Annotated in this window: 16 protein-coding genes and 1 tRNA gene; 9 read left to right on the forward strand and 8 right to left on the reverse strand. The window is 62.9% G+C overall.

Features of this window, described 5'->3' with window-relative positions; all coding sequences use genetic code 11:
- Nucleotides 1–188 precede the first annotated feature (188 nt).
- Nucleotides 189–866, forward strand: coding sequence for a Crp/Fnr family transcriptional regulator (locus CGK93_RS18905; protein ID WP_011775987.1), 678 nt, complete (start codon nt 189–191; stop codon nt 864–866).
- Nucleotides 867–1,034: 168 nt separating this feature from the next.
- Here the strand turns inward: CGK93_RS18905 and CGK93_RS18910 are convergent, their stop codons facing one another.
- Genes CGK93_RS18910 through CGK93_RS18920 form a run of 3 tightly spaced genes read right to left on the reverse strand, consistent with a single transcriptional unit; the run spans nt 1,035 to nt 2,658 of the window.
- Entirely contained in the window at nt 1,035–1,946 is a 912-nt protein-coding gene (locus tag CGK93_RS18910; protein ID WP_089596143.1) for an NUDIX hydrolase, read from the reverse strand.
- Nucleotides 1,947–1,963: 17 nt separating this feature from the next.
- The gene (locus CGK93_RS18915; RefSeq protein ID WP_089596144.1) at nt 1,964–2,500 is read right to left on the reverse strand and encodes a RidA family protein; all 537 of its coding nucleotides are present in this window, start codon (nt 2,498–2,500) and stop codon (nt 1,964–1,966) included.
- Nucleotides 2,501–2,502: 2 nt separating this feature from the next.
- A complete protein-coding gene (locus CGK93_RS18920; RefSeq protein WP_011775990.1) occupies nt 2,503–2,658 on the reverse strand; it encodes a DUF4177 domain-containing protein in 156 nt (51 codons plus the stop codon).
- Here CGK93_RS18920 and CGK93_RS18925 point away from each other — a divergent pair.
- The 5 genes from CGK93_RS18925 to CGK93_RS18945 all read left to right on the forward strand — a co-directional run bounded on the left by CGK93_RS18925 (nt 2,657) and on the right by CGK93_RS18945 (nt 9,905).
- Entirely contained in the window at nt 2,657–4,999 is a 2,343-nt protein-coding gene (locus CGK93_RS18925; protein WP_089596145.1) for a transglycosylase domain-containing protein, read from the forward strand. The two genes, CGK93_RS18920 and CGK93_RS18925, sit on opposite strands and share 2 nt — an antisense overlap.
- Before the next feature lie 2 nt (nt 5,000–5,001).
- Nucleotides 5,002–5,949: a metallophosphoesterase gene (locus CGK93_RS18930; protein ID WP_089596146.1), complete on the forward strand. Its 948-nt coding sequence runs from the start codon at nt 5,002–5,004 to the stop codon at nt 5,947–5,949.
- Between the two features lie 152 nt (nt 5,950–6,101).
- Nucleotides 6,102–7,901, forward strand: coding sequence for an ABC transporter ATP-binding protein (locus CGK93_RS18935; protein WP_089596147.1), 1,800 nt, complete (start codon nt 6,102–6,104; stop codon nt 7,899–7,901).
- Nucleotides 7,898–9,730, forward strand: a complete 1,833-nt coding sequence (locus CGK93_RS18940) for an ABC transporter ATP-binding protein (protein WP_089596148.1) — start codon at nt 7,898–7,900, stop codon at nt 9,728–9,730. The genes CGK93_RS18935 and CGK93_RS18940 overlap by 4 nt, the downstream gene beginning before the upstream one ends.
- Before the next feature lie 98 nt (nt 9,731–9,828).
- Nucleotides 9,829–9,905: transfer RNA gene (locus tag CGK93_RS18945), tRNA-Pro, on the forward strand.
- Between the two features lie 123 nt (nt 9,906–10,028).
- Here the strand turns inward: CGK93_RS18945 and CGK93_RS18950 are convergent.
- Nucleotides 10,029–10,244, reverse strand: a complete 216-nt coding sequence (locus tag CGK93_RS18950; RefSeq protein WP_089596149.1) for a hypothetical protein — start codon at nt 10,242–10,244, stop codon at nt 10,029–10,031.
- 127 nt (nt 10,245–10,371) lie between these two features.
- Here CGK93_RS18950 and CGK93_RS18955 point away from each other — a divergent pair, with 127 nt between their 5' ends.
- Nucleotides 10,372–11,637 (forward strand): helix-turn-helix domain-containing protein, encoded by a 1,266-nt coding sequence (locus CGK93_RS18955; RefSeq protein ID WP_089596150.1) that lies wholly within the window; start codon nt 10,372–10,374, stop codon nt 11,635–11,637.
- 58 nt (nt 11,638–11,695) lie between these two features.
- Here the strand turns inward: CGK93_RS18955 and CGK93_RS18960 are convergent, their stop codons facing one another.
- Nucleotides 11,696–12,634 (reverse strand): phosphoribosylaminoimidazolesuccinocarboxamide synthase, encoded by a 939-nt coding sequence (locus CGK93_RS18960; RefSeq protein ID WP_089596151.1) that lies wholly within the window; start codon nt 12,632–12,634, stop codon nt 11,696–11,698.
- Between the two features lie 2 nt (nt 12,635–12,636).
- Nucleotides 12,637–13,995 carry a phosphoribosylamine--glycine ligase gene (gene purD / locus CGK93_RS18965; protein ID WP_198318266.1) on the reverse strand — a complete coding sequence of 453 codons (1,359 nt, stop codon included), beginning with the start codon at nt 13,993–13,995 and terminating at the stop codon, nt 12,637–12,639.
- 33 nt (nt 13,996–14,028) lie between these two features.
- Here purD and CGK93_RS18970 point away from each other — a divergent pair, with 33 nt between their 5' ends.
- Entirely contained in the window at nt 14,029–15,045 is a 1,017-nt protein-coding gene (locus CGK93_RS18970) for an asparaginase (protein ID WP_089596153.1), read from the forward strand.
- Between the two features lie 20 nt (nt 15,046–15,065).
- On the forward strand, nt 15,066–15,470 hold the full coding sequence (locus tag CGK93_RS18975) for a sterol carrier family protein (RefSeq protein ID WP_089596154.1): 405 nt from the start codon (nt 15,066–15,068) through the stop codon (nt 15,468–15,470).
- 70 nt (nt 15,471–15,540) lie between these two features.
- Here CGK93_RS18975 and CGK93_RS18980 read toward each other — a convergent pair whose 3' ends face one another.
- Both CGK93_RS18980 and CGK93_RS18985 read right to left on the reverse strand, forming a co-directional pair.
- The gene (locus tag CGK93_RS18980; RefSeq protein WP_089596155.1) at nt 15,541–17,028 is read right to left on the reverse strand and encodes a cation:dicarboxylate symporter family transporter; all 1,488 of its coding nucleotides are present in this window, start codon (nt 17,026–17,028) and stop codon (nt 15,541–15,543) included.
- 179 nt (nt 17,029–17,207) lie between these two features.
- Nucleotides 17,208–17,708: a hypothetical protein gene (locus CGK93_RS18985; protein WP_232481401.1), complete on the reverse strand. Its 501-nt coding sequence runs from the start codon at nt 17,706–17,708 to the stop codon at nt 17,208–17,210.
- Nucleotides 17,709–18,292 lie beyond the last annotated feature (584 nt).

The raw sequence follows: 18,292 nt of genomic DNA on the forward strand, positions 1-18,292 counted from the left end.
ACAACCAACCGTTAGTCACATCACCCGCAGCAGCCACCAAAAGCCGGTTCAGGGCCGCCATTTGCGGTGTTCCGCGGCTGAAATCCGCGTAGTTTCAGCGTTTCACGTGCCAAGTACGTCACAGAAGCCTAAAAATTCTGAAACAATGGCCTGAGCGCCACGACCGAAACTTATATTCAGGAGATTTCATGGACATCGAGGTATTGCGCCGCGCACCCCTCTTCGCCACCCTTGACGACGACGCATTCCGCTTGCTGACGGACGAACTCACCGAGGTGGACCTTTCACGTGGGGCTTCGGTGTTCCGCGAAGGCGACCAGGGTGACCAGCTCTACTTCATCGTTTCCGGCAAGGTGAAGCTCGGCCGCACCTCCCCCGATGGCCGCGAGTCCCTGCTGGCCATCCTCGGCCCGGGCGAGCTCTTCGGCGAAATGGCGTTGTTCGACCCCAGCCCGCGTACCGCCACGGCTACCGCCGTTTCGGAGACCCGCCTGGCCGGCCTCAAGAACGAGAGCCTCAACGCATTGCTTCGCACGCGCCCCGAGGTTTCCGCGCAGCTGCTGCAGGCCCTGGCCCGCCGCCTCCGCCGCACCAACGACTCCCTGTCCGACCTCGTCTTCTCGGACGTCCCCGGCCGCGTCGCCAAGGCTCTTTTGGACCTGGCCGACCGCTTCGGCCGTCCTGCCACTGACGGCGTCCTGGTGGCCCACGAGCTCACGCAGGAAGAACTGGCCCAGCTGGTTGGCGCTTCCCGCGAAACCGTCAACAAGGCACTGGCCGAGTTCGTTCAGCGCGGTTGGCTCCGTCTGGAAGCCCGCGCCGTCGTGATCCTGGACATGCAGCGCCTCCGTCAGCGTTCACGCTAAACGCCTCAGCTCAAAAGCCGCCCCGGTCGTAACCGGGGCGGCTTTTTTGGTTGAAAGTGAGAGAAGGTCCAGCCCAAACCCGAGGGACGTGAGAGAGCGTGCGGCTGAAACCCGAGGGATGTGAGAGAGGATCGGCAGGAAACCCGAGGGATGTGAGAGAGGATCCGGCTAACGCTCGCGCTGGGGCTCTCCGGCGACCGTGCGGGCGGCTTCGACCTCGAGCATCAGGATTCCGCCTTCGTCCACGAGCTTCGCTTGGTACACATGCGCTTTGCGTTTGTAGCTCAGGTAGGCGATGCACCCATTGGAGGCCGCCATTTTCTCGAGCATGATTTCGGACCCGGGAACCAAAAGCTGCCCCAGGGTGAGGCCCACAGTATTCGGCTGGCCAATCTCATCGCCGAGCGCCGAGGTCTCCCTGAGGGCGATCGCTTCGGCCGCTGTCACCCAGCGGCCCCACACCCCCTTGCTGCCCAGGATGCTGGGTTGCTGGTTCACCGGGACAGTGGCGGCAAAGTACCTCGTGTTGAACCGGGCATGCGCAAAGTCCGGGCTCAGCCAGTTCACCAGGGGTTTGAGCAGATCAGTGCGGAGAGACAACCCACGCTTGGACAGCATTTCCGTGAATGATTTTTCCTGCGCGGCCACGGCTTCCCGGGCCCTCATCCAGTCGACCGTTGAGTTGGCCTCAACGGTGGAGGAAGCATCCGGTCCGGCGAGCAGCACGCCGGTTTCTTCAAAGAGTTCGCGGATGGCGCCCACCACGTGACGGCGGGCGAGTCCGACGTCGTCCGTTCCCATGTGCTCAGCCCACTGCTGCGGCGTGGGGCCTACCCACCCGACGGGATCGTCGTCGGACGGATCAAGGGAACCGCCCGGGAACGCGACAACGCCCAACGGCGAGGAGCCTGGCCTGTAACCAAGCCAGGTCTCCAAACCGGTGGGCGAGTCGCGCAACAGCACAACGGACGATGCATGGCGGGCGGCCCTGGGGGTCCGCTCGCCGAGCTCAAGCCAGTTTCGTGCTGCCCCTTCGAGTTCGGGAGGCAGTACAAACAGGCGGCGGGCAAGCTGCGGCAATTGGGTGAACCGGTTCCTTAGCTGAATTCAGCGATGAGCTCGACTTCAACAGGAGAGTCGAGCGGCAGGACAGAAACGCCGACGGCGGAGCGTGCGTGCTTGCCTGCCTCGCCCAGGACCTGGCCGAGGAGTTCGGACGCGCCGTTGATGACGCCGGGCTGGCCGGTGAAGGTGGACTCGGAGGCTACGAAGCCAACTACCTTGACGATGCGGGTGATGCGGTCGAGGTCGCCGATGACGCTCTTGACTGCTGCCAGGGCGTTGATGGCGCAGACTGCGGCGTAGCGCTTGGCGTCTTCGGGATCAACGGTAGGTTCGTCGGACGTGCCCAACTCACCGAGGGAGACCTTGCCCTTAGCTTCGAGTTTGCCGTTAATAAAGGGCAGCTGTCCGGACGTGTAAACGTAGTTGCCGGAGACGATTGCCGGCACGTAGTCGGCAACGGGTGCGGCGACCTCGGGGAGGGTCAATCCGAGCTCCGCCAGGCGCTGCTCCACAGCGGACGTGGGGGCGCCTGATTCCGCGGGAGACGTGGTTTCTGCGGGGGTGGTCATGGTTACTGCTTCTCCCTCTTCAGGTATGCAACAAGGCCTTTGCCATCGGGGCCACCGACAACCTGGACAAGCTCCCAGCCGTCTTCGCCCCACTGGTCCAGGATCTGCTTCGTGGCGTGGATTATGAGCGGAATCGTGGCGTACTCCCATTTGGTCATGACAGAAAGCCTAGCCCTTGCCGGTAAAGTGGAAAACATGGTGACTCGCAAGAACCCACTATTCGACACTGCCACCACCCTCGGAAAGATTCTAGGTTTCCTCGGTGTGAGCGCGATTTGTGGCGTCCTGGTGGCGGGCCTTTTGGTCCCCGCAGCCGCCGTTTCGGGCAGTGCCGCTAGTGGTTCAATACAGTTCTTTGACACTCTGCCGGCGGAGCTTCAGGTGGATCCGCCTAGCCAGAACACCACGATCCTGGCGAAGGACGGTACGCCGATCGCCTCGATCTATGCGGAGAACCGGACCAAGGTTCCGCTGGATTCGATGAGCCCGTTCATCAAGGACGCTGTCATCGCGATTGAGGACAGCCGTTTCTATGAGCACGGCGGCATCGATACCACGGGCATCATGCGAGCCATTGTCAGCACCGCCCGCGGCAACAAGCAGGGCGCGTCCACCATCACGCAGCAGTACGTGAACAACGTCATCAACGAGTCCCTGGTGGCGTCCGACCGCGAAGAAGACGTCAAGCTCAATGGTGGCGGCAAAGGCGTGGGCGACAAGCTCCGCGAAATGAAGCTCGCCATCGCCCTGGAGAAGAAGTTCTCCAAGGAGCAGATCCTCGAGGGCTACCTCAACATCGTCTTCTTCAACCGTGACGCTTACGGAATCGAAGCTGCCTCCAAATTCTTCTTCAGCACCACCGCCAAGGACCTGACACTTCCGCAGGCCGCCCTCCTGGCCGGCCTCGTGAACAGCCCCTCGGCCTTCGATCCCATCGCGAACCCGGACAGCGCGCAGAAGCGTCGCGACCTGGTACTCGCCGCCATGGTGAACCAAGGCAAGATTACGCAGGCCGAGTACGACGAAGCCGTTGCTACCCCCGTCACCACCAAGGTCACCCCGGCCCGCCAGGGTTGCGCTTACGCCACCATGGCGCCGTACTTCTGCGACTACGTCCTTCACCTGCTCTTCAACAACCCGGCTTATGGCGACACCACCGAAGAGCGCGTCAAGCGTGTCCAGCGTGGTGGCCTCACCATCCAGACCACCCTCGATCCGACAGCCCAGACCGTGGCCCAGCAGCAGGTTGATGCCACGGCCGGCGCCAACCCGGATAAGTGGGGCGCGTCCATCACCTCTGTCCAGCCGGGTACGGGCCAGATCGTCAGCATGGCCCAGAACACTGTCTGGCTGCCTCAAGAGGGCAAGTTCGATCAGACCCAGAACTTCAACGTTGACGTCCTGGACGCCAACGGCAACGACCTCAACGGCATTGGTGGCTTCCAGCCCGGCTCGACGATGAAACCCTTCACGTTCGCCCAGTGGCTGAACGAGGGCAAGTCAATGAACCAGAACGTCAACGCGAGCGTGCGCAGGTACGGTGTGAACTTCCCTTGGCGGAACACTTGCCCCACGCCCGTGAATGGTTTCTACGACAGGAACGTGGCCGGTAGCTTCGACCTCCAGAACTCGGATGAGGGCTACTACCGGAACATGACCGTCCTGTACGGCCTCATGAACTCCATCAACACCGCGACGTTTGCTTCGGCTTCCCAGGTTGACCTCTGCGGCATCCAGGGCATCGTGGACGCCACCGGCATCCACGGCGGACTGCCGACGCGCGATGACGCAGGCAAGGTCACCGATCCGAACCCCAAGGTCCCGATGACCACACTGTCCAACCTGATCGGCGCCACGCAGACTGCACCCCTGACCATGGCGGCTGCGTTTGCGACCTTCGCTGCTGACGGCAAGTACTGTGAGCCGATCGCCATCACATCAGTGAAGGACCAGTCGGGCGCTGAAATGCCTGCCCAGTCCTCCAATTGCAAGGACGCAGTGAAGCCCGAGGTTGCCCGTGGCGTGGCCTACGCCATGCAGGAAGTCCTGAATGCCGGCTCGGGCTCACTGATCCGCCCATCGCTTTCCACGAAGGGCAACTTCCCGGTTGCGGCCAAGACGGGTACCAACGACTCCAACGGCTCCACCTGGGTGGTGGGTTACACCACCGGCTTGGCCACGGCCTCTTGGTTCGGTGATCCGCTGGATAACCAGCTGCGCCCGGGCCGCAATCTGACCGTCAACGGCAAGTTCTACCCGGCCATCGACGGTTACATGATTGCCGGTCCGCAGTTCACCAACTACATGTTGTCGGTGGCTCCCGCCTACGGCACCAACCCGTTCCAGGCTCCGCCGTCCAACTTGCTCGGCACGGCGGCCCCGCAGCGCAACACCACGCCGGCGCCGTCCAATCCGAACCCCGCCCCGCCCTCCGGAAACGGAAACGGCGGCAATGGGAACAATGGCAATAACGGCAACGGCAACAACGATAAGGACTAAGCGTGTCCTTCCGTGATTCACTGGCAAACCGCGTCCGCACCGTCGGGCGCGGTTTCGCCGTCACTACAGCCATCGGTGCAACGGCCGGCGCAGCAGCGGCTGCCTATGGCTGGTGGGAGAAGGACCAGTTCGAGGTCCGCCACGAAACCCTGCCGATCCTCCCTGAGGGCTCAGCGCAGTTCCGGGTCCTGCACCTGAGTGACATCCACTTCGTCCCGGGTCAGGACAAGAAGGCCCAGTGGCTTGCGTCCCTGGCTGAGCTGAAGCCCGACCTCGTGGTCAATACAGGCGACAACCTCAGCCACGCGAAGGCCATCGATCCATTGATCCAGGCTCTACGTCCGCTCTTGGAGTTCCCGGGCGTTTTCGTTCCCGGATCCAATGACTACTACGCCCCGAGGATCAAGAATCCGGCGGGTTACTTCCGCGGACCGTCGAGGCACAAGAAAGACCCCATAAAGCTCGATTGGCCGAGGCTCCGCTCTGCGTTTGGCATGGGTGGCTGGATCGATCTCACCAACCGTGCCCAGTCGGTGGTCCTGAATGGACTCCGCTTCGATTTCTCCGGAGTGGACGATCCCCACCTCAAACGCGAGCGGTACGCCGGCTGGCCACGCGGCACCGTGAACCAGGATGCGCGCCCCCACCTGAAGGTCGCTGTGATCCACGCTCCCTATCAGCGGGTACTGGACCACTTCACCGAAGCCGGAGCTGACCTCATCCTCGCCGGCCACACACATGGCGGTCAGATTTGCATCCCCGGCTACGGCGCTTTGGTCTCCAACTGCGACCTCCCCACGTGGCGCGCCAAAGGCCTCCACGACTGGGAAAGCAATGAATTCACGACGCCGGTGAACGTCTCAGGCGGCATCGGCACGTCGCGCTTCGCGCCAGTCCGGATCGCCTGCCGCCCGGAAGCAGTGCTGCTCTCCCTCACGGCACGCAGCTAAATACCGAGGGATCATTACGATCCCCAATAACTGGGTCAAACATTTCACCGACGTTGCGTTGTTCTGTGAAACGAATCACGCCATGACATAGGGTAGTTGCTACGGGAAACTACCTCCGCACCATCTGAAGATCCAGCTGTTGAGAAGCGGGCATGTCCAAGCAAACGTCATTTTTCACCTCCGTCGGCCGCCTGTACCCTCATGTGCGGCCCATCCTCCCCCGCCTGTTCATGGGCCTGATCTGCGCCTTGCTCGCGAGCATTGTTGCACTGACGATTCCCCAGGTACTGCGCGTCCTCGTCAACAACTCTTTGCAGCCCGGCGGTTCCACGGACGCAGTCTGGATTGCCGCCGTCGTGATTCTTGCGTTGGGTGTGGCTGAAGCCGGTCTGGTGGCTTTGCGCCGGCAGTTCGTCATCAACCCGGCCACCACCGTCGAGACCAGGATGCGCGTGACCTTGTACGGCCACCTGCAGCAGCTCACCGTGGCGTTCCACGACCGCTGGGGTTCGGGCCAGCTGCTCTCCCGCGCCATGACCGACCTGAGCTTCCTGCGCCGCTGGATGGCGTTTGGCGCGATCATGCTGGTGGTCACTACGCTGACGGTGATCATCGGCGTTGGCGTGATGTTCTCCATGAGCTGGCAACTGGCGCTGATCTTCCTGGGCGCGGCGGTACCGATCATGATCAACTCCTTCCGCTTCCGCCGCCGCTTCAGCCTGGTTACCCGCCTCAGCCAGGACCAGGCCGGCGACCTCGCCACGACTGTGGAGGAATCTGTCCACGGCATCCGCGTCCTGAAGGCTTTCGGCCGGAGCCGCGAAGCACTGGAGAACTTCAACGGCCAGGCCGAGGAACTTCGCCAGACCGAAATCGCGAAGGCCAAGCAGCAAGCCGGCTTCACCTTGGTGGTCACACTGCTTCCGGAATTGGCGCTGGGGTTCGGCTTGGTGGTGGGCATCATGCTCGCAGCCAGCGGGGAGCTGAGCATCGGCGCGCTGGTGGCTTTCTTCGCCACGGCTGCAGTAGTGGCCACGCCGGTGGAATTTTCCGGCATGCTCCTTGCCATGGCGCTGACCGCGAAGACCGCCCTGGACCGCCACTTCGAGGTCATGGACACCGAGAACACCATCACCTCGCCGGATCAGGCCACGGTGCCGGAAACGGTGAAGGGCGCCTTGCGCTTTGAGCGCGCGGGTTTCGGGTTCGACGACGGCGGTTCGCTTCTGCACAACCTCACCCTGGATATCCGCCCCGGCGAGACCATGGCCTTGGTGGGCATCACCGGCAGCGGCAAGAGTGCCATGCTCCAACTGGTCCCCCGCCTGTACGACGTGACCGAGGGCGCCGTGACGATCGACGGCGTGGATGTTCGCGACTACGACATTGACGAGCTTCGCAGGATCGTGGCCGTGGCCTTCGAGGACACCACTTTGTTCTCCAGTTCAGTGCGTGACAACGTTCTCCTGGGCGCTCCCGATCCCAGCGACGCCGCCTTGGATGAAGCCCTGGACGTAGCGCAGGCCCAGTTTGCCTACTCCTTGCCCGACGGCGTGGACACGCTCATCGGCGAAGAGGGCTTGAGCCTGTCCGGCGGCCAGCGCCAGCGCATTGCCCTGGCCCGGGCCATCGCGGCCAAGCCGAAGGTCCTGGTCCTTGATGATCCCCTATCCGCTTTGGATGTGAACACCGAGGAACGGGTGGAGGCCCGTTTGCGGGAGGTCCTGCGCGAGACCACCACGTTGATCGTCGCGCACCGCCCTTCCACTGTGGCGTTGGCGGACCGGGTGGCTTTGCTCGAAAACGGAACCATCACCGCCGTCGGGACCCATACGGAACTGCTGGCCGACAACGACCATTATCGCTACGTCATCGCCAGCCTGGACACCGGTCCCAAGGACCTGGACACCGAACTGGACGAGCTCGAAGAAGCTGAGGAGGCCCGCCGGTGAGTGCCGCAACGTTTGGAACCGCCAACGAGGACAACACGCTCCTCACCAAAGCAGACAGCAAAGCCGTACGACGCCGGTCGCTCACCTTGCTTGCCTCGCTCATCCGCCCGGTGCGGTTGCGTTTCTGGCTGACGATCGTGATGGTGGTGGTCTCGCAGCTCACCCGGGTGGCCGGACCTGCGCTGATCGCCTTCGGGATCGACAACGCCCTTCCCGCATTGCAAGCGGGCAACAACGGTCCTTTGGTGTGGGCCGGGGCTCTGTATCTGGCCGCAGCGATCGCCACCGCCGGCATGACTGCGCTGTACGTGACCTCCACTGCCCGGCTGAGCCAAGCCATGCTCCTGGATCTCCGGCTCCGCGTCTTCCGGCACACCCAGCGGCTGAGCTTGGAATTCCACGAGAAATACACGTCCGGGCGCATCATTGCGCGGCAGACCTCGGACCTTGAAGCACTCCGCGAACTCCTGGACTCCGGTGTCAGCTCTTTGGCATCCGGCATGTTGTTCATGGTGTTCACCGCAGTGACTGTTTTCGCTTTGGATTGGCAAAGTGGACTGATCGTCCTCGGCGCCGGCGTACCGATGTTCTTCCTCGCCCGCTGGTACCAAAAGCACTCGCAAATCGCCTTCCGCGAATCACGGGTGGTGTCCGCCAGGTTGATCGTCCACTTCGTGGAGACCATGACCGGCATCCGCGCTGTGAAGGCCTTCCGCAAGGAGCCTGAAAACGCATCGCGGTATGGCGAGCTGGCCGAGGATTACCGCAAGAACACCGTCCGCTCCATCAACCTGAACGGCATCTTCCAGCCGGGCCTGGTGCTGATCGGCAACGTCTGCGTCGCCGTGGTCCTGCTGTTCGGTGGTTTCCGCGTCCTGGGTGGCGACCTAGCCGTCGGTGTCCTGCTGGCCCTCATCCTGTCCACCAAGCGCTTCTTCCAGCCCGTGGACCAGATGGCCATGTTCTATAACTCCTTCCAGAGTGCACAGGCTGCGCTGGAGAAGGTTTCCGGGCTCCTCGAAGAAGTTCCCACGGTCCGTCCGCCCAAGAACCCGGTGCCGTTGAAGAGTTCCCGCGGTGAGATCGACTTCAAGGGCGTGGAGTTTGGCTACAGCGACGGCAAGGTGGTTGTTCCTACCCTGGATCTGCACATCCCGGCCGGACAGACCATCGCACTGGTGGGCCAAACAGGTGCCGGCAAATCCACGTTGGCCAAGCTCGTGGCGCGCTTCTACGATGTCACGTCCGGAGCGATCACCCTGGACGGCGTGGACCTACGGGACCTATCCACTACCGACCTCCGCCGCGCCGTGGTGATGGTGACGCAGGAAGCATTCCTGTTCAGCGGATCCGTGGCGGACAACATCGCACTGGGCCGGCCGGAGGCGTCGCGGGCTGAGATTGAAGCGGCTGCGGCCGCTGTGGGGGCCCACGAGTTCATCACCAGCCTGCCCGAGGGCTACGACACGGACGTCAACAAGCGCGGTGGGCGGGTATCTTCAGGCCAGCGCCAGCTCATTGGTTTCGCCCGGGCCTTCCTTGCCGCGCCTGCCGTGCTGATCCTTGACGAAGCAACGTCCTCCCTGGACATTCCGTCCGAGCGGATGGTTCAGCAGGGACTGTCCAACCTGCTGGAGGGAGTGGCCGGTGGCAGAGGGGCCCGGACGGCCATCATCATCGCCCACCGTCTTTCAACCGTGGAGACGGCTGACAGGGTACTTGTGGTCCATGATGGACGAATTGTAGAGGATGGGACTCCCGCTGAACTGATCAGCGGTGGTGGACGCTTTGCCCAGCTGCACGGGGCTTGGCGGGACTCGTTGGTCTAGCTCTTCCGGGCCGGCGGGTGTGAGGAGCGACACCCACTCCTCAATTTCGCATCACGGCGGGATTCAGCTATTCTTGTACAGTTGCTTTCGCAGCGGATCGGGATGTAGCGCAGCTTGGTAGCGCGCTTCGTTCGGGACGAAGAGGTCGCAGGTTCAAATCCTGTCATCCCGACCAAACAAAGAGGGTCTTCCACATGGAAGACCCTCTTTTGTGTTTCCCCTGTCCTTGCGAATGAGCAAAAAGAAAACCCCGGAGCATCGCTCGTTACGCTCCGGGGTTTCTTTTACTACAATTGATTTACATGGTGTCCGGCCAGTTGCCGATGGACATCGGCGTGTACGTGGTGTCCGTTGACTTGGTCGGCGCCGCTACGCGCATAGGATCGGGCCAGTTGCCAATAGCACTGACGGTGCTGGAATCGGCTGCGGGAGCAGCAGAGACCACACCGGGAGCCGCGACTGCGAAAGTCAGTGCGCCCGCCACGGCCACTGAAGCGATGATTTTCTTGAACATGATGTAGTACCCCAATGCGAGTCGGATTCGTTACGGAAATTGCACGGTCCCTGTTGACATACATTGTAAAATGTTTTCCACAGAGACTGTCAAGGTTTTGGTCAAAAGACACCTGTAGGAGGGACCCGTGGGAAACGGATTCGGCGAGAAGCTACGTGCCGAACGGCTCGAACGCGGGTTAACACAGGCTGAGCTCGGCAAAAACCTGTATTCACCCAGCTACATTTCGCTGCTCGAAACAGGCCGTCGCGAACCAACGGCTGAGGTCATCGAAGAACTGGCGCGCCGGCTCGAACTCGCGCCCAAAGCCTTGGAAGCGTGGAGCCAACCTGTCTCCGTGAGCGACGCAGAGTACGTCCTCGCCGGACTCTACGCCCGGCAAGCCTGGGACCTCCGCGACTACCAACTCGCTGCCAGCCATGCCGCCACCGCCGCGCAGATCGCACTCGAGGCCAAGAACAACAGCGCCTGGTGGAACATGACGTACATGCAGGCCGAATGCGTCATGAAACAGGGGCAACTGAAGGAATGCCAGCAAATAGTTGAGCACCTCCTGGAACACCCCATGGCCACGGAATCCGCCGGCCTGGGAGTGCGCGCCTGGCAGATGCTTGCCGCCGTGTGTCACGGCCAAGGTCAGCTGGCCACCGCCGTCGAGCATGCAAAGCAAGCCGTCAAGCTCAGCGAGCAGCTGCCCAAGGGTTCCACTCTCATCATCGGTGCGCACCGCGCGCTGATCGGTGCCCTCGCCGAGAGCGGCAAGCTGGACGAGGCGTGGGAGTATTGCCTGGCCATGATCGAGCACATGGACGAGCACTCCATGTCCCAGCTCGCCGGCGAGGTGGCCTGGGTGGTAGGCAACGTGGCCTTCATGCGGCACGACTATGTGGAGGGCATCAAGCACCACGAGCGCGCGGCCAAACTCCTCTCCCCCGCCAACGACATCGAACTGTGGGCCCGCTTCAACAAAGCTTCCGCAGCGGTCCGGCTGTCCTCGGGGATCGTGGAACCGGAAACCCTCTCCGCCATTGAGCGTGCGGAACTCGCGCTGTCCATTGTGGGCGGAAACAAGACCGATCAACTGGAGGTCGCCTTCATCCGCGCCCGCTGGCTGTACCTGACCGGTGACATTCCGGCCGCCGTCGACAAACTCCGCGAAATCCACGCAGACCGCAAGGTCCTGGCCCGGCACACGGCCGGCGAAGTCTCGCTGCTGCTCGGCAAGTCCCTGAAAGCAGCAGGTGAAGCCGCTGAGGCGCTCCAGTTCCTGGAAGAGGCCCAGCACGACTTCAGCGCGGCCGGAGCTTCAGACAGGGTCCAGCAGGCCATGGACGCCGTGCTGGAGATCCGACTGGCTGAGCGCCGTGCGGCGAAGGAGCACTCGGAAGCGTAGCCCGCGTCAAAGCAAAACTGCCCCGGACCAGACGGTCCGGGGCAGTTTGCGTTAACGCTTAGGCGAACGTGCGGCCTGTGAGCTTCTCGTAAGCCTCCACGTAACGCGCACGGGTGCGCTCTACTACCTCGGCGGGCAATGCCGGCGGCGGGGTGTCGGAGGACTTGTCCCAACCGGACTCGGCGGACGTCAGCCAGTCACGGACGTACTGCTTGTCATAGGAGGGCTGCGACTTGCCCGGCGCGTAGGTGGACGCGTCCCAGAACCGCGAAGAATCCGGGGTGAGGACTTCGTCGCCCAACGTGATGATGCCGGTGGCAGCGTCAATGCCGAACTCCACCTTGGTGTCGGCCAGGATGATGCCGCGTTCGCGGGCGATCTCCTCGGCGCGGGTGTAGATCGTCAAGGTCAGCTCGCTAAGGCGGGCTGCGATGTCGTCGCCCACCATGGCCACGACGTCGTCGTAGGTGATGTTGACGTCGTGCTCGCCCACCTCGGCCTTGGCCGACGGCGTGAAGAGTGCGTTCTCCAGGCGGGAACCGTCCACGAGGCCTTCCGGCAACGGGATCTCGCAAACCGTGCCGGATTCCTTGTACTCCACCAGGCCGGAGCCAGTGAGGTAGCCGCGGGCAATGCACTCCACCGGGAACATATCCAGCTTCTTGCAGATCATGGCCCGGCCCTCGACGGCGGCAGGAACGCCACCCTCAACCGTGGACGCCAGCACGTGGTGCTCAACGTCCAACTGGTCGAACCACCACAGGCTCAGCTGAGTCAGGACGCGACCCTTATCCGGGATTTCGCTGCTCAGCACATGGTCGTAGGCGCTGATGCGGTCGCTGGCTACCACCAGGACGCACTCTTGCCCGATCTTCTCCGTGATGGCTTCGTCGGCCGGGACATAGAGATCGCGCACCTTGCCGGAGTAGACGTGCGTCCAGCCCGGAAGTTCCAGCGTTTCGGTTTCGAAGCCGCCCGTGGGGATGCCGTCAGTCATGCTCAGGCCTGCACTTTCGGGATGGTTCCGGTGGCCGTGAACGGCACGCGGATCTCGCCTCGGGCGGCTTTGCCACCGATATCCGTACGGAACTGTGAGCCTTCAAGCTGAACCAGCTCGACGCCGTCGTACGCTTTTTCGCGGGCCTCCACCAGATCGGAACCGAGCGCCACCACTGCGAGGACGCGGCCACCGGCGGAGACCACTTTGCCTTCGTCGTCCAGTTTGGTACCTGCGTGGACCACGTGAACGCCGTCCAACTCGTCAACCTTCTTCAGGCCGCGGATGCGGTCGCCGGTTCGGGGCGCGTCCGGATAGTTTTCGGCGGCCACGACGACGGCGACTGCCGTGTCCTTGGACCAGCGCAGCTCTTCAGCGGTGTCCAGTTCGCCCTTGGCAGCTGCCAGCAGCAGCGCACCGAGCGGGGTTTTGAGGCGGGCCAGGACAGCCTGCGTCTCGGGATCGCCGAAGCGGACGTTGAACTCGATGACGCGGGTGCCGCGGGAAGTCAGGGCCAATCCGCAGTAGAGCACGCCGACGAAGGGGGTGCCGCGGCGGGCCATCTCGTCCACGGTGGGTTGGGCCACGCGGTCGATGACTTCCTGGACCAGCCCTGCGGGAGCCCACTCAAGCGGGGTGTAGGCGCCCATGCCGCCAGTGTTGGGACCTTCGTCGTTGTCGAAGATGCGCTTGAAATCCTGCGCCGGGGACAGCGGGACAGTGGTGCGGCCGTCGCAAAGGACGAACAGGGAAACCTCGGGGCCGTCAAGGAATTCCTCGATCACTACGGTTCCACCGGCGTCGAAGCACGCTTGGGCGTGTGCCAAGGCTTCGGCGCGGTCCTTGGTGACCACTACGCCCTTGCCGGCGGCCAGGCCGTCGTCCTTAACGACGTGCGGTGCGCCGAACGTGTCCAGGGCGTCAGCAGCTTCCTCGGCGTTGGTGGCAACGCGGGCCATGGCCGTGGGGACGTTGGCTTCGGCCATGATCTGCTTGGCGAAGGCCTTGGAAGCCTCCAGCTGGGCAGCTTCCTTGCTGGGACCGAACACCGGAATACCGGCTTCGCGGACGGCGTCGGACACACCGGCAGCCAGCGGCGCCTCGGGTCCTACGACAACCAGGTCCACGCCCAGCTTGGTGGCGAGGGCAGACACGGCTTCCGGGTTGTTCCCGTCAATCGCATGGGTGGGAACGAGTTTGCTGATGCCCGCGTTGCCCGGGGCCGCGTGGACCTCGGATACGTTGGGATCTTCAAGCAGAGAGCGGACAATGGCGTGTTCGCGGCCGCCTGGGCCAATGACGAGTACCTTCACAGTCCTCAAGGGTACTTTGTGAAGGGCGCGCGGCCTAAGCTGTGTCATTCACCGGACCCCGCTGCGCCCTAGACTTGGCTTATGCCCATGAGTTCGCATGAAACGTTCAGCGTTGAGTCCGCGGTGGAACTGGCAGTGATCGAACGAAGTGGCTTTATTGAGTCCCGGCACATCGGCGCGGCCGTTGTTCTCGCCGGCGACGGCTCGGTGGTCACCCGTCTTGGTGACATCGATGCCCCCATCCTGGCCCGCTCCACCCTCAAGCCCTTCCAGGCCCTGGCCTCCATGCAGTCCGGCGTGCCCCTGCGTGGCGCACAGGTTGCTGTTGCCTGCGGCAGCCACACCGGGTCCCTGGATCACATGGACGTTGTGGAGGGAATGCTCAAAGCGGCGGGCGTGAAGGAAGATAACCTCCAGTGCCCCACCGCCTGGCCGCAGGACGAGACTGCCCGAAACTGGCTGGTCCGGTCGGAGCGGGGTCAATCCAAGCTGGCCTTCAACTGCTCCGGCAAGCACGCCGCTTTCCTATGGGCCTGCACCGAAAACGGCTGGGACCTGCGCAGCTACCTTGAGCCGAACCACCCGCTCCAACAGCGGGTCCGGTCCGTCATTGAGGAATACAGCGGCGAAACCATCTCCCATCTGGGGATCGACGGTTGCGGCGCTCCCGTTGCAGCCATTTCGCTGACCGGGCTGGCTCGCGCGTACTCGCGGTTGGCCAAGTCCCCGGGGGATAAATCGTCCAACGCCCGGGCCGCCACCATCGCCACCTCCATGCTCGATTACCCCTGGGCCGTCCAAGGAACGGGCGAGTCCAACACCATCGTCATGGAAGAACTTGAGGTCCTGGCGAAAATCGGGGCCGAGGGCATCCTGGTCCTTGCCACGTCCACCGGCGCAACGGTGGCCGTGAAGATGCTGGACGGGAACCTCCGCGCCACGTCCCTGGTGGGGCTCACCCTCCTGGCCGTGAGCGGCGCCGTGGACATCCCGGCCGTTTCCAACGTCTTGGAACGAGTAGTGGAGCCCGTCCTCGGAGGCGGACGCACCGTGGGCAAGATCCGGCTGGGCCACGCCGTCTCCGCCCTGCTCGACTAGTACTTCTGAGGAGAAAACCCATGGCCGTTGCACGACGCCGCGTCAACATTGAGGAAGGCCGTGCCGCGCTGGGAGCCTGGCAGGCCGCCGTCGAACCCTCCGGCACCGCTGGTTCGCCGGGTGCCGCCGCCGGCGCACCGCCGTCGCGCTCATTAATTGCGACGGCGGTCCGCTACTCTCTGGAGGAAGTCACCGCCCGCGCGCCCGGCAATTCGGTGGAGGTCCGTGTGCCGCCGTTCGGCGTCACGCAATGCGTGGAGGGTCCCCGCCACACGCGCGGTACTCCTCCGAACGTGATCGAGTGCGACGCCGCCACCTGGCTTTCGTTGGTGACCGGCAGTCTGTCGTGGGCGGACGCGGTTTCAACCCACCGGGTGACCGCGTCCGGTCTGCGCGCGGACCTCTCCGAGCTCCTCCCCCTCTAGGGAGTTTTTGTACAGCTAATGCCCCTAAGACCGTGTCTTAAGGGCATCAGCTGTACAAAAACTATCCGGTTTAGTCCGGGCAGACCGGGGTTGTTGTCTTGCCGGGTTTGCTCATCTCGAACTGAGGGATCTTGTCCTCCGTAGGTCCGCCGCCGAACTTGGGCGAGGGATCGCGGCCGTCGCTGATGCGCTCCAGTTCCTGTTCCTCGAACACTTCTTCCTTGCCGAGCATGATGGCCGAATCATGGTTGGTGATTTCGCCATTGAAGGCGCGGAGCATGACGCTGCGGTCAAACTGGCCTTCCCACTTGGCGACCACGAACGTTGCCACGCAGTTGCCCAGCAGGTTGACCACAACACGCATGGAGTCCATGAGGCGGTCGGCTCCGAGGAGGAGTGCGACGCCGGCTACCGGGAAGATGCCGAGGGCCGCAGCTGTTGCGGAGAGGGCCAGGAAGGATGAGCCCGGGACACCCGCCATGCCCTTGGAGGTCAGGAGCAGCACGCCGAGGGCAGCCAACTGCTGGCCGAGGTCAAGGTTGTGGCCGAACGCCTGGGCCAGGAACAGCAGCGATATGGAGAGGTAGATCGCGGCGCCATCGAGGTTGAAGGAGTAGCCCGTGGGAACTACCAGGCCGGTGGTGGCACGGGAGCAGCCTGCATTGGTCAGCTTGGTCATGATGCGCGGCATCACGGCTTCGGTGGAAGCCGTACCGAGCGCCAGCAGGAACTCTTCACGGGTGTACTTGAGGAAGGACCAGAGCGGTACGCGGGCGAAGCCCCAGGCCACCAGGAACAGCAATCCGATGAAGATGATGGCTGCGCCGTAGCACGCAGCTATCAGGAGTCCGTAGGTGCTGAGCGTGCCCAGTCCGTACTGGCCGATGATGAATGCCATGGCACCGAAGGCACCAATGGGGGCCACCTTCATGATCCAGGACATGATCTTGAAAATCAGCTCCAGGACGGTGTCCATAAGGCTGATGACCGGCATGCACCTTTCACGGCCGATGACGACGATTGCGGCGCCAAAGAAGACCGAGAAGAACAAGACCTGAAGCAGGCTGTTGTTGGCGAAGGCACCGATCACGCTGACCGGAATGACGTCCAGCAGGAACGCCGCGGCATCCTTGGGCGGCGCGTTCCCGGTTTTGGCGTTGAGGGCGTCCTGGGACAGCGTGGCGGGATCGATGTTCAGTCCGGCACCCGGCTGAACGATGTTGCCAACAATGAGTCCGAAGACCAGGGCAAAGAGTGTGGCGCCAGTGAAGTAGAGGAGGGCTTTAACCCCGACCCTTCCGACCGCCTTGACGTCGCCCACTGCCGAGATGCCTGTGACGATCACGAGGAAAATCAGCGGGGCAATGATCATTTTGATGAGTTGAATGAATCCATCGCCCAGTGGCCGGAGGGCGGACCCAATGGTCGGCCAAAAATGACCGATGAGTACACCTGCGACGACGGCGATCAGGATTTGAAAAAAGAGCGACTGGTACAGCCGCTTTTTCCTCTGCGGGGCCGAACTCGCCTTCAGCGCCGCGGGGTCTGGGATCTTCATTGATCTGAACCAATCAGTTGGGAACAGCCCCACATTTTGAGGGGGTTTTTCAAATGTAAGCCTGGTCACACCATTCCGCAAGGGGAAATTCAGTTTCCGTATTGTGGAAGTCACATTTGGTTTTTTGTACAGGTGATGACCCACAGGACGAGGCATGAGGGCATCAGCTGTACAAAATCTCAGCCGGTCCATCCCTGTTTGCGGAGCCCCTGGGATACCCGGGCCACCACCCACTTCCTGCCATGCGTCATGTCGATCTTGTTGATCTTTACCTGCCGCCAGCCAGCCTCTGAGACGCGCTGATCCCGATAAGCATCCAGAGCCTGCTGCTCTGGTAACAGATGATGAAGGCCCTCGTACTCAAGGCAGATCCGATACTCCGGGCACCCCAAGTCAGTCCACACCGGCTTGCCAAGCACATCGTCTACCCGGCAGTTTGGAACGAATGCAGGAAGCCCGGCCTCTTCAAGCAAGAGCCGGAGCTTGGTTTCCGGCGGAGAATCAACACCCACGCGAAGCGCATCCAACGCGACGCGAGCCTTGCGGACGCCGTGAACACCGTTGGCCTTCTCCACGAAACTCTTCAGGGCTTGAAGGGAGACAAGCGCCACCCGGGGAGGGCCGAAGGTGCGGCTGTGCTCGCTGATAATGGCATCCCCGACCACGATCAAGTCGTCCATCGGCAACATCGTGGCCAAATCCACCCAGGTTCGTGCCACAGACGTGAGGATAACCCCCTCCAGATCTGTGAGATCACCGTCCCTCAAGGTCAGCCGATGGCCGGCCACTCCCCTCCGCCGAGGCAACGATCCATCCCTTGGCCGCGAGAGATGGATAAATCGTCCCGGCTCCCGAAAATGAGGGCCGCTCTTTGGTACCCAGGGAATAGGTTCGACGACGGCGGTCACCGGCCTGCCGTCGTCGGGCCTGAACTGCGCCCAAGAGGGCAGCGGCAATCCCAGCACCTCAGCGGCACTGTTGTGGCTCAAAAAGTCACCCTGATGGAGGTCAAGGTGGGGCCGGGCAACCTCCAGCAACGTCTGCGTCCGCTGCGGCACGCGGAGTCCCCGGCTGGGCACCAGAAGGTCCGATGCCCGCAGCCTCTTTGGGGCAACTCCAAATTCCGCAGCCGCAGCCAGAGTAAAGGCTTGGTCAGAAAGAGCCGGGGGGAGGGAAGACAACGGGCGCATGCCCCATTGAGTCACAACGGCTGAGGCGGGAAAGAGTTATCCACAGACCAGTTCCCTCAGTCCGGATTTTTTGT

Source organism: Arthrobacter sp. YN (assembly GCF_002224285.1).
Taxonomy (GTDB): domain Bacteria; phylum Actinomycetota; class Actinomycetes; order Actinomycetales; family Micrococcaceae; genus Arthrobacter.

Excerpts from the sequence above, each read along its gene's own strand:
- CGK93_RS18905 (WP_011775987.1), top strand. The coding sequence starts at position 189 with ATGGACATCGAGGTATTGCGCCGCGCACCCCTCTTCGCCACCCTTGAC.
- CGK93_RS18915 (WP_089596144.1), bottom strand. The coding sequence starts at position 2,500 with ATGACCACCCCCGCAGAAACCACGTCTCCCGCGGAATCAGGCGCCCCC.
- CGK93_RS18925 (WP_089596145.1), top strand. The coding sequence starts at position 2,657 with ATGACAGAAAGCCTAGCCCTTGCCGGTAAAGTGGAAAACATGGTGACT.
- CGK93_RS18920 (WP_011775990.1), bottom strand. The coding sequence starts at position 2,658 with ATGACCAAATGGGAGTACGCCACGATTCCGCTCATAATCCACGCCACG.
- CGK93_RS18935 (WP_089596147.1), top strand. The coding sequence starts at position 6,102 with ATGTCCAAGCAAACGTCATTTTTCACCTCCGTCGGCCGCCTGTACCCT.
- CGK93_RS18950 (WP_089596149.1), bottom strand. The coding sequence starts at position 10,244 with ATGTTCAAGAAAATCATCGCTTCAGTGGCCGTGGCGGGCGCACTGACT.
- CGK93_RS18960 (WP_089596151.1), bottom strand. The coding sequence starts at position 12,634 with ATGACTGACGGCATCCCCACGGGCGGCTTCGAAACCGAAACGCTGGAA.
- purD (WP_198318266.1), bottom strand. The coding sequence starts at position 13,995 with ATGACACAGCTTAGGCCGCGCGCCCTTCACAAAGTACCCTTGAGGACT.
- CGK93_RS18970 (WP_089596153.1), top strand. The coding sequence starts at position 14,029 with ATGCCCATGAGTTCGCATGAAACGTTCAGCGTTGAGTCCGCGGTGGAA.
- CGK93_RS18975 (WP_089596154.1), top strand. The coding sequence starts at position 15,066 with ATGGCCGTTGCACGACGCCGCGTCAACATTGAGGAAGGCCGTGCCGCG.
- CGK93_RS18980 (WP_089596155.1), bottom strand. The coding sequence starts at position 17,028 with ATGAAGATCCCAGACCCCGCGGCGCTGAAGGCGAGTTCGGCCCCGCAG.
- CGK93_RS18985 (WP_232481401.1), bottom strand. The coding sequence starts at position 17,708 with ATGGACGACTTGATCGTGGTCGGGGATGCCATTATCAGCGAGCACAGC.